This is a genomic window from Rhizobacter sp., from assembly GCF_035702065.1.
In the GTDB taxonomy this organism is placed as follows: domain Bacteria; phylum Pseudomonadota; class Gammaproteobacteria; order Burkholderiales; family Burkholderiaceae_C; genus Rhizobacter.
In genome coordinates this window covers 1-9584 of record NZ_DASSRA010000082.1, presented here as the reverse complement: position 1 = coordinate 9584, position 9584 = coordinate 1, and the positions used below count along the sequence as shown (strand labels likewise).

Sequence of the window (9584 nt, the reverse complement as noted above, 5' to 3'; positions counted from 1 at the left end):
CACCGTGCCGTGGGGTTCTTCCTCCAGCGGCGAGATGTGGTCTGCCATGGACTGCCCTGTGTTGTTGCAAAAGCATTTGCTGCGGTGCACAAGCATAGGCGCCTCACCCTTGCGCACAAGTGAAGTGACGCGCCCAGCAGGGTTTTGGTGCGACGCGTTTCACTACGCACTTCCACGCATGTAATTACTAATTACGCCACTTAGAGTTGGCCTCGACCCCTCTTCGCCAAGGCCCATCCACCATGGTCGAGCCCACGCCCCTGCGCCCTGCCTCGCTGCATGAAGAAGTGGCTTCGCGCCTGCGCCACATGGTGTTCGAGCGCCAGTTGATCCCGGGCGCATGGATTGACGAGCTGGCCCTGGCGCGCGAATGGCAGATCAGCCGCACGCCCTTGCGCGAGGCACTCAAGGTGCTGGCCGCCGAAGGCCTGGTGCAACTGGTGCCGCGGCAGGGCTGCCGCGTCACCGAGATGTCGGAAGACGATGCCGACGAGCTCTTCCCGGTGATGGCCCTGCTCGAAGGGCGCTGCGCCTACGAGGCGGTGCGCAAGGCCACGCCCGAGGGCATTGCCACGCTGCGCCGCCTGCACGAGGCGCTGGAGACGCACGCCGCGGCGAACGACATCGACGGCTACTACCGCGCCAACCACGAGTTCCACAGCACCGTGCAGGCGCTCGCCGGCAACCCCTGGCTCGACCGCGCCACCAACGAGTTGCGCAAGTTCATGCGGCTGCTGCGCGGACGCCAGCTCAACTGGCCGGGCCGCATCGCCGATTCGATCAACGAGCACCGCGTGCTCATCGCCGCCATCGAGCAACGCGACGCCGCGCGCGCCGAACGCGTGATGCACGATCACCTGATGGCCCAGCTCGCCGCGCTGAAGGCGCTGCGTGCACATGAAGACAAGGCAGGAGAACAGCAGCATGCTTGATGGCCTGAAATCCGCCGCGCGCCGCGTGGGCAACGACCGCCAGCTGCGCAGCCTCATGCTCGACTGCAAGCGCCTGCTGTCCGAGCGCGGCGAAGCCAACAGCGTGGTGATTGCGCGGCAGCTCGTCACGCGCTTCAGCGCCCTGCCCGACGACCAGCAGAGCGGCTTCTTCGAGCGCCTCTCGCGCGACTTCAGCCCCGACCCGGCGGCGGTGCTGGCCGTGGCCCAGGCCTATGCGGACGAACCCACGGCCGAGAACCTGATCCGCCTGACCCACCTTGCCGAGCCGCCGCGGCAGGAGCTCCTGCGCCGCATCAACCGCACGCCCGGCGGCACCGCGCAGATCGTGGCCATGCGGCGCAAGCTGCTCGCACGCGTGGGCGCACAGCCCGAGCTGCGTGCGCTGGAGAGCGACTTCCTGCACCTGCTGTCGTCGTGGTTCAACCCCGGCTTCCTGCAGATGCAGCGGGTGGACTGGAACTCGCCCGCACAGCTGCTGGAGCAGATCATCCGCCACGAGGCGGTGCATGAGATCGACGGCTGGGACGACCTGCGCCGCCGCCTGCAGCCCGACCGCCGCTGCTTCGCCTTCTTCCACCCGCAGCTGCCCGACGAGCCGCTGATCTTCGTGGAGGTGGCCCTGCTGCCCGAGATGCCGGAGGCCATCGCGCCGCTGATCGACAAGCGGGCCCAGCCACTGCCGCCCGACCAGTTCAAGGTGGCGGCCTTCTACTCCATCAGCAACTGCCAGCCGGGCTTGCGAGGCGTGTCGCTGGGCAACTTCCTGATCAAGCGCGTGGCCGAGCAGCTGCAGCGCGAGCTGCCGCAGCTGCGGCGCTTCTGCACGCTCTCGCCCATCCCCGGCTTCGCCAAGTGGCTGCAAGGCCCGGCCGAGCTGCCAGACAGCTTGCGCAAGGCCACCGCCGAGCGGCTGGCGCAGGCGCGCGAGTTGCTGCTCGCTGCGAGCGGCGGCGACCTCGCCACGCTGGGCAATGCCGCGCTGCTGCAGTCGCTCGGCGAGCCCGAGCAAGAGGCGCTGAGCCGCCTGTGTGCCGCCTACCTGGTGCTCCACAGCACCACGCCGCAGGGCGACGCGGTCGCGCGCTTCCACCTCGACAATGGCGCGCGGCTGGAGCGCCTCAACCGGCTGGGCGATCTGTCGCGCAAAGGCGTGAAGCAGTCCTTCGGAATGATGGTCAACTACCTCTATGACCTGCAGAAGGTCGAAGCCAGCCACGAGCAATTCGTCCACGGCGAGGTCGCACATTCGCGCGCCGTCGCCAACCTCATCTGACACATCCAACCAGGAGACAACACGATGATCCACCTGACGCGCAGACGCGTTCTGCAAACCACGCTGCTGACCACCGCAGCGCTCGCCGCCCCCTGGGCCACCGCCGAACCCGGCTGGCCGAACCGTCCCGTGACCATCGTCGTGCCCTTCCCTGCCGGCGGCGGCACCGATGCCTTCGCGCGACCGCTCACGGCCATCCTCACCAAGAATGTAGGCAAGCAGTTCATCATCGACAACAAGGGCGGTGCCGGCGGCACCGTGGGCGCCACGGTGGCCTCGAAGGCCGCACCCGACGGCTACACCTTCTTCATGGGCGCGGTGCACCACGCCATCGCGCCTTCGATGTACCCCAAGCTCGAATACAACCTCGAGACCGACTTCATCCCGGTGGGGCTGATCTCCAGCGTGCCGCAGGTGATCGTCGTCAACCCCAAGAAGGTGCCGGTGAACGACCTCGCCGGACTGCTCGCCTACGTGCGCAAAAACCCCGGCCAGCTCAACTACGGCTCGGCCGGCAACGGCACCTCGCACCACCTGGCCGGCGAGCTCTTCAAGCTGCAGACCAAGACCTTCATCACCCACATTCCCTACCGCGGCGCGGGCCCCGCCCTGCAAGACCTGATCGCCGGCCAGGTCGACATGATGTTCGACGGGCTGGGCTCCTCGGCGGTGCACATCAAGGGCGGCCGCATCAAGGCGCTGGCGGTGGCGGCGGACAAGCGCGCGCCCGGCTTCCCCGAGGTGCCCACCAGCATCGAGGCTGGCGTGCCCACCTACCAGGTGGCCACCTGGTACGGCCTGTGGGCGCCCAAGGGCACGCCCAAGGAGCTGGTCGAGGCCATGCGCGTGGAGCTGCACAAGGCGCTCAATTCGGACGAGCTGAAGAAGACCTGGAACGGCCTGGGCACCGACACCCCCGACCTCTACGGCGAGGCCTTCGGCAAGTTCGTCAGCAGCGAGACCAGGCGCTGGGCCGACGTGGTGAAGCGTTCGGGCGCTGTGCTTGAGTGACACGGTCATCCCGGCGAACGCCGGGATCCACTGCTGGCAAACTGCCTCGCAGTCCACACGCACCGACCGCACACCCAGTGGATCCCGGCCTCCGCCGGGATGACGCCCTCCACCGCTGAAGCATCTGCCATGAACCACAGCCTCTTCGCCGCCCTGCGCGGCGCCTTCCCGCACGACCTGGACCGCACCGCCATCGAGACGGCCGACGGCGGTGCGCCGCCGTCCTTCTACACCTGGCGCGATCTCGACCGCGCCACCGCGATGCTGGCCAACCTGCTCGACTCGCTGAAGCTGCCCGCCGGCAGCCGCGTGGCGGTGCAAACCGAGAAGTCGGTCGAGGCGCTGATGCTTTATCTCGCCGTGCTGCGCGCCGGCTATGTGTACCTGCCGCTCAACACCGCCTACCAGGCGGCCGAGATCGAGTACTTCGTCGGCAACGCCGAGCCGGCGGTGGTGGTGTGCTCGGGCAAGAACTTCGGCTGGGTCAGCCAGATCGCCTTCAAGGCCGGCTGCACCCACGTCTTCACGCTCAACGACGACCGCACGGGCAGCCTGCTGGAGCGCGCCGCACACCACAGCGACCGGCACACCCCGGCGCAGAAGAACGCCGACGACCTCGCCTGCATCCTCTACACCAGCGGCACCACCGGGCGCAGCAAGGGCGCGATGCTCACGCACGGCAACATCCTCAGCAACGCGCTCACGCTGAAGTCGTATTGGGGCTGGAAGGAAGGCGACGTGCTCATCCACGTGCTGCCGCTCTTCCACGTGCACGGCCTCTTCGTGGCCGCCCAGGGCGCGCTGCTCAACGGCAGCAAGATGATCTGGTTCAGCAAGTTCGACCCCAAGGCCGTGGTCGCCCACCTGCCACGGGCCACGGTGTTCATGGGGGTGCCCACGCTCTACGTGCGCATGCTGGCCGAGCCCGGCCTCACGCACGAGGCGTGCAAGAACATGCGGCTCTTCCTCGCCGGCTCGGCGCCCTTGCTGATCGAGACCTTCGACGCCTGGCGCAAGCGCACCGGCCACACCATCGTCGAGCGCTACGGCATGAGCGAGACGGCCATGCTCACCTCCAACCCCTACGACGCGAAGGACGGCGAGCGGCGCGGCGGCACCGTGGGCTTCCCGCTGCCCGGTGTGCAGCTGCGGGTGCACGACGAGGCGGGGCAGGACTGCCCGGCTGGCGAGGTCGGTGGCATCGAGGTGAAGGGCCCGAACGTGTTCGCCGGCTACTGGCGCATGCCCGAGAAGACGAAAGAAGAGTTCACCGCCGACGGTTGGTTCAAGACCGGCGACGTGGGCCGCATCGACGAGCGTGGCTACGTCACCATCGTCGGCCGCAGCAAAGACCTCATCATCTCCGGCGGCTACAACGTCTACCCGGCCGAGATCGAAGGCTTCATCAACGAGATGCCCGGCGTGGCCGAGAGTGCCGTGATCGGCGTGCCCCACCCCGACTTCGGCGAGGCCAGCGTGGCGGTGGTGGTCGCTCACCCCGGCGCCGCGCTCGACGGCGACGCGATCCAGCAGGCGCTGAAGGGCCGCATCGCCAACTTCAAGGTGCCCAAGCGGGTGTACATCGTTCACGAACTGCCGCGCAACACCATGGGCAAGGTGCAGAAGAACCTGCTGCGCGAACAGCACAAGACCTTGTTCGCCGCCGTCTGAGTGGTAAGCAGACGCAGCGCCGTGCGCCGGGCGAGTCCGCCCGGCCATACACCGCGTAACAACCTCGCTCCCGCGCCGCAGGGCAACGCGATGAAATCGGCAGCACAAGAAACCCGGGGCCGGTGCGCGCCCGCCACACCATGAACTTCCTCGAACGCATTCCCACCCGCTGGCTCCTGGCCGGAGCCGCGCTGGCTTGCCTGGCCCTGTGGACCGCGCCGAGCAGCGCGCAGAGCACGCCCGACCCGGTGGCGGGCCGCACGCTGTTCAACGACACCGTCAACGCCACCAACCTGCCGCTGACCGGGCCGTGCATCAGCTGCCACATGCCCGACGTGAGCAACCGCCGCATCGCCATCGGCGGGTCGGCGTTCGCCGACATCAGCTACGTCACGGCCTATGCGCGGTTCACTTCGGCCATGAGCCGCATCGGCGGCATGAACCAGTTCAACGACCTCGATGCGCAGCAGGTGGCCGACATCGCGGCCTACATCGCCGACACGCCCAAGGTCACCGCCACCGAGATGGTCACCACCAACGGCAACGTGCTTGCCTTCGCGGCCTCGGCCTCGGGGGTGTCCGTTCCCAAGAACCTCACACTGCAGCATTCGTTCGCCACCACGGCCAACCTGCAGATCACCAGCATCAGCCTGACCGGCAGCCCGGCCTTCACACGGGGCAGCGGCTGCGGCTCGACGCTGGCGCCCGCGGGCAGCTGCAGCTTCTCGGTCACGTACCGGCCCACCAGCGTCAGCACCGACTCGGCCACGCTGACGCTTTCGCTGCGGCAAGGCACGACCAACTTCACGCGCACGGTCGCCCTCAACGGCTCGGTGGCGGGCTCGACCCCCACGCCAGCACCTGCGAATGACGACTCCGGTGGCGGCGCCCTCGGCTGGGCCTGGCTGAGCGGCCTGGCCCTGGCCACCGCGGTGCTGGCGCGCCGTCGCCGCACCTGATGTGAACGACAGCAGCGACAACGCCAGCTGCCCGCGCTGCGGCGGCGCCTTTCACTGCGGCGCGAACGAACCCCTCCCCTGCGCCTGCGGCCGCTTCACGCTGTCGGCCACCACCACCCAGATGCTGCGCGCGCAGTACGACCGTTGCGTGTGCATGGCCTGCCTGGCGCAGCTCGCCGAAGCCAGCCCTCCAGACGTGAAAAAGCCGGCTCAGTCCTGAGACTGGCCGGCCCGCAGCCGAACGAGAAAGCGTTCGCTCAGTGGACGCTCAATGCGATGCCCCCGACGCAGCCGGAGACACCTCGATGCCGTGCTTCTCGCCGCTCATGTCGATGTCGCCGCCCTTGCTGAGGAGCCACAGGGCGAGGCCCACGATGACGACGACGGGCACGATGATCTTCCACATGATTGATTCAGCTTTCTGTACAGCGCAAGAGCGGTAAAACGGAGTTGAACGATGCCAGGCGCGAACCCCGACACCGTCGGGGTTCGCGTGTCTGGGGTCAGTCGTGGGCGTAGATGTCCACGTCCTTGGTTTCCTTCACGAACAGCATGCCCACCACGAAGGTGATCAAGGCAAAGATGATCGGGTACCAGAGGCCGTTGTACATGTTGCCCGTCTGCGCCACGATGGCCAGGCCGGTCGCAGGCAGCAGGCCGCCGAACCAGCCGTTGCCGATGTGGTACGGCAGGCTCATCGAGGTGTAGCGGATGCGGGTCGGGAACATCTCCACCAGCATGGCTGCGATCGGGCCGTAGACCATGGTCACGTAGATCACGAGCAGGGTCAGGATGGCCACGATCAGCGGCTTGTTCATCTTGGCCGGGTCGGCCTTGGCGGGGTAGCCGGCTTCCTTCAGCGCTGCGGAGATGGCGCTCTTGAAGGCGGCGTCCTGCTTCTTCAGTTCATCGGGGGCCAGACCCTTCGACTCGAAGCCGGGGATGACCTTGTCGCCGATCTTGATCTGCGCCACCGAGCCGGTGGGAGCAGCTTCGTTGTCGTAGCTCACCGAGCCGGCCGACAGCACCTGCTTGGCAATGTCGCACGAACTCGTGAACTTGGCGGTGCCGGTCGGGTTGAACTGGAACGAGCAGCGCTCCGGGTCGGCGACCACGACGACCTTGTTCTTGGCCTGTGCGGCGGCGAGGTCGGGGTTGGCCGCTTCGGTCAGCGCCTTGAAGAGCGGGAAGTAGGTCAGTGCTGCAACCAGGCAGCCGGCCATGATGATGGGCTTGCGGCCGATGCGGTCGGACAGCGCGCCGAACACGATGAAGAAGGGCGTGCCGATGATCAGCGAGATGGCGATCATGATGTTGGCGGTGGCACCGTCGACCTTCAGCGCGCCGGTCAGGAAGAACAGCGCATAGAACTGGCCCGTGTACCAGACGACGGCCTGGCCCATGGTCAGGCCGACGAGGGCCAGGATCACGATCTTGAGGTTCTTCCACTTGCCGAAGGACTCGGTCAGCGGGGCCTTGGAGGTCTTGCCCTCTTCCTTCATCTTCTTGAAGGCGGGCGATTCGTTCATGCTCAGGCGGATCCACACGCTGATGCCGAGCAGGATCACGGACACCAGGAACGGAATGCGCCAGCCCCATTCGGCAAACGCGGCTTCGCCCATGGCGGTACGCGTGCCCAGGATGACGAGCAGCGACAGGAACAGACCCAGCGTCGCCGTGGTCTGGATCCACGAGGTGAACAGGCCGCGCTTGCCGTGCGGCGCGTGCTCGGCCACGTAGGTGGCGGCACCTCCGTACTCACCGCCGAGGGCCAGGCCTTGCAGCATGCGCAGGCCGATCAGGATCACCGGTGCGGCGAGGCCGATCGAGTTGTAGTTGGGCAGCAGGCCGACGATGAAGGTCGACAAGCCCATGATCAGGATGGTCACCAGGAAGGTGTATTTGCGGCCGATCATGTCGCCAAGGCGGCCGAACACCAGCGCGCCGAACGGCCGCACGATGAAGCCCGCGGCGAAGGCCAGCAGCGAGAAGATGGTGCGCGATGCCGGATCGAGCGCCGAGAAGAACTGGTTGCCGATGATGACGGCCAACGTGCCGTACAGGTAGAAGTCGTACCACTCGAACACGGTGCCGAGGCTGGAGGCGAAGATGACCTTCTTTTCCTCCGGCGTCATCGGCTTGCTGGCCGCAGATGCAGTTGCCATGAATGTTTCTCCTCGTATAGGTACCCCACCAACGATGAGGCTGGCAGCATCTTCCGGGCAGGCTCTGACCCTGCCCTGACACGACGCTGATGCGAGGCTGACAAACTCAGGTGCAACCCTGAGCTTTCATTTCTTCATGCGAGAACCACAGGGCTTGCGAGATCAGGGTTTTCTCTGAATGCCCACCGGCACCTGCGCTGCGGCGCTCCACGCCGGGCCGTCGAACCACGCGTCGCCGCGCAGATAGGCCGACAGCAGTTCAAGGCCATCGAGCCCCCAGAACGCGCGCCCGTCGACCTCGACCGTGGGCACGCCGAAGAGACCGCGCGCAGCGGCCTCGGTGGTGGCGGCCTTGAGTTCGTCCTTTACCTCGGCACTGGCCGGGTCGCGCTGTGGCGACAGCGCTTGTGTGAGTGCAGCCAGGCGCTGCGCATCGGCCGCGTCGGCGCCGCCGCGCCACACATGGTGCAGCACCTGTTCGCAGGCCCAGCGGTTGGGCGTGCCGCCGGCCGGTGCCGCGGCAACAAGCAGGCGCAGCAGCGCGAGCGGGTTGAACGGGTGCGCGGCCGGCAGGTCGAACGGCAGCGCATGGCGGTGTGCCAGCCACTGCACCTGGCGGTAGGTCCAGTCGCGCTTGGGCGCGATCTCGGCTGGCCCCTTCTGCCCCCACTGCTGCAACAGGCCCGCGAACAGGATCGGCTGGTAGGTGACGGCGATGCTCAGGCCCTCCAGCACCTGCGGCAGGCGCTCGAAGGCGAGGTAGGCGTAAGGCGACACAGGATCGAAACTGAAGCGCAGGAGTTTCATGGCGCAGGCGTGGTGAAGAAGGGGTGCTCGGCCTGGCGTTGCTCGATCAGCTGCCACACGGCGCGCTTGGCGTCATCGCCCATCGTCGACCAGCTGGCGATCTCATCGAGCGTGCGCCAGCAGCCTTCGCACAGGCCGCTCTGCTCGTTCATGCGGCAGATGCTGACGCAGGGGCTGGGGACGGCTTGCTGGCTGTTCATTGCGTCCATCACGGGGTCACGTCAGCCATGGGGGCGCCGGTCAGCGCTTGCAGCTGCGACGGCGTCAGCTTGAACACGCCATTGGGGTGGCCCGCAGCGGCCCAGATCTCGTCGAAGCGCGCGAGCTCGCGGTCGATCAGCATCACCGGCGGCGAGGCGTGCCCCACCGGCGAGACGCCACCGATCGTGAAGCCGGTGGCCGCCTTGACGAAGTCGGCATCGGCGCGGCCCACCGGGCCGGCAAGCGCGGCCACCTTCTCCACGTCCACACGCAGGTCGCCCGATGTCACGACCAGCACGGCCACGCCGTCCTGCTTGCGCTTGAAGACCACGCTCTTGGCGATCTGGCCGAGCTGCACGCCCAGCGCATCGGCGGCTTCCTGCGCGGTACGTGCGGTGACGTCGAGGTAGACCGGTGCATGCGGGTGGCCCTTCTCGGCCAGCAGCGCACTCACGCGCTTGAAGCCCTCGGGACGGTCGATGGTGTCGTTGCTGCTCATGCAGTCGCTTTCTCTCGTTTGGCCAGCAAGGCCTTGCCCACGCGC

Annotated in this window: 11 protein-coding genes; 6 read left to right on the top strand and 5 right to left on the bottom strand. The window is 67.4% G+C overall.

Annotated features, from left to right (window positions below; translation table 11 throughout):
* The first annotated feature begins 242 nt into the window (after positions 1 to 242).
* The 6 genes from VFL64_RS03945 (at position 243) to VFL64_RS03920 (ending at position 6087) form a co-directional block, all read left to right on the top strand.
* On the top strand, positions 243 to 932 hold the full coding sequence (locus VFL64_RS03945) for a GntR family transcriptional regulator (RefSeq protein ID WP_489539083.1): 690 nt from the start codon (positions 243 to 245) through the stop codon (positions 930 to 932).
* Positions 925 to 2226: a malonyl-CoA decarboxylase gene (locus tag VFL64_RS03940; RefSeq protein ID WP_489539082.1), complete on the top strand. Its 1302-nt coding sequence runs from the start codon at positions 925 to 927 to the stop codon at positions 2224 to 2226. Before VFL64_RS03945 ends, VFL64_RS03940 begins: the two co-directional genes overlap by 8 nt.
* 24 nt (positions 2227 to 2250) lie before the next feature.
* Positions 2251 to 3237, top strand: coding sequence for a Bug family tripartite tricarboxylate transporter substrate binding protein (locus tag VFL64_RS03935; protein WP_489539081.1), 987 nt, complete (start codon positions 2251 to 2253; stop codon positions 3235 to 3237).
* 129 nt (positions 3238 to 3366) lie between these two features.
* Complete coding sequence (locus VFL64_RS03930) at positions 3367 to 4908, top strand: malonate--CoA ligase (RefSeq protein WP_489539080.1); 1542 nt, start codon at positions 3367 to 3369, stop codon at positions 4906 to 4908.
* 140 nt (positions 4909 to 5048) lie between these two features.
* Entirely contained in the window at positions 5049 to 5867 is an 819-nt protein-coding gene (locus tag VFL64_RS03925) for a hypothetical protein (protein ID WP_489539079.1), read from the top strand.
* A gap of 1 nt (position 5868) precedes the next feature.
* On the top strand, positions 5869 to 6087 hold the full coding sequence (locus VFL64_RS03920; RefSeq protein ID WP_489539078.1) for a cysteine-rich CWC family protein: 219 nt from the start codon (positions 5869 to 5871) through the stop codon (positions 6085 to 6087).
* A 48-nt stretch (positions 6088 to 6135) separates the two neighbouring features.
* Here the strand turns inward: VFL64_RS03920 and VFL64_RS03915 are convergent, their stop codons facing one another.
* The 5 genes from VFL64_RS03915 to VFL64_RS03895 all read right to left on the bottom strand — a co-directional run bounded on the left by VFL64_RS03915 (position 6136) and on the right by VFL64_RS03895 (position 9539).
* Entirely contained in the window at positions 6136 to 6273 is a 138-nt protein-coding gene (locus VFL64_RS03915) for a hypothetical protein (protein WP_489539077.1), read from the bottom strand.
* Between the two features lie 97 nt (positions 6274 to 6370).
* Positions 6371 to 8032, bottom strand: coding sequence for an MFS transporter (locus tag VFL64_RS03910; protein WP_489539076.1), 1662 nt, complete (start codon positions 8030 to 8032; stop codon positions 6371 to 6373).
* 162 nt (positions 8033 to 8194) lie between these two features.
* Positions 8195 to 8839 carry a DsbA family protein gene (locus VFL64_RS03905; protein ID WP_489539075.1) on the bottom strand — a complete coding sequence of 215 codons (645 nt, stop codon included), beginning with the start codon at positions 8837 to 8839 and terminating at the stop codon, positions 8195 to 8197.
* On the bottom strand, positions 8836 to 9048 hold the full coding sequence (locus VFL64_RS03900) for a DUF1289 domain-containing protein (protein ID WP_489539074.1): 213 nt from the start codon (positions 9046 to 9048) through the stop codon (positions 8836 to 8838). Before VFL64_RS03900 ends, VFL64_RS03905 begins: the two co-directional genes overlap by 4 nt.
* Positions 9048 to 9539, bottom strand: coding sequence for a YbaK/EbsC family protein (locus VFL64_RS03895; protein ID WP_489539073.1), 492 nt, complete (start codon positions 9537 to 9539; stop codon positions 9048 to 9050). The genes VFL64_RS03900 and VFL64_RS03895 overlap by 1 nt, the downstream gene beginning before the upstream one ends.
* Positions 9540 to 9584: the final 45 nt, after the last annotated feature.

What these genes read in the sequence shown, in the direction of transcription:
- VFL64_RS03940 (WP_489539082.1), top strand. Translation starts at nt 925, where the DNA reads ATGCTTGATGGCCTGAAATCCGCCGCGCGCCGCGTGGGCAACGACCGC.
- VFL64_RS03930 (WP_489539080.1), top strand. Translation starts at nt 3,367, where the DNA reads ATGAACCACAGCCTCTTCGCCGCCCTGCGCGGCGCCTTCCCGCACGAC.
- VFL64_RS03900 (WP_489539074.1), bottom strand. Translation starts at nt 9,048, where the DNA reads ATGGACGCAATGAACAGCCAGCAAGCCGTCCCCAGCCCCTGCGTCAGC.
- VFL64_RS03910 (WP_489539076.1), bottom strand. Translation starts at nt 8,032, where the DNA reads ATGGCAACTGCATCTGCGGCCAGCAAGCCGATGACGCCGGAGGAAAAG.
- VFL64_RS03915 (WP_489539077.1), bottom strand. Translation starts at nt 6,273, where the DNA reads ATGTGGAAGATCATCGTGCCCGTCGTCGTCATCGTGGGCCTCGCCCTG.
- VFL64_RS03925 (WP_489539079.1), top strand. Translation starts at nt 5,049, where the DNA reads ATGAACTTCCTCGAACGCATTCCCACCCGCTGGCTCCTGGCCGGAGCC.
- VFL64_RS03935 (WP_489539081.1), top strand. Translation starts at nt 2,251, where the DNA reads ATGATCCACCTGACGCGCAGACGCGTTCTGCAAACCACGCTGCTGACC.
- VFL64_RS03945 (WP_489539083.1), top strand. Translation starts at nt 243, where the DNA reads ATGGTCGAGCCCACGCCCCTGCGCCCTGCCTCGCTGCATGAAGAAGTG.
- VFL64_RS03905 (WP_489539075.1), bottom strand. Translation starts at nt 8,839, where the DNA reads ATGAAACTCCTGCGCTTCAGTTTCGATCCTGTGTCGCCTTACGCCTAC.
- VFL64_RS03895 (WP_489539073.1), bottom strand. Translation starts at nt 9,539, where the DNA reads ATGAGCAGCAACGACACCATCGACCGTCCCGAGGGCTTCAAGCGCGTG.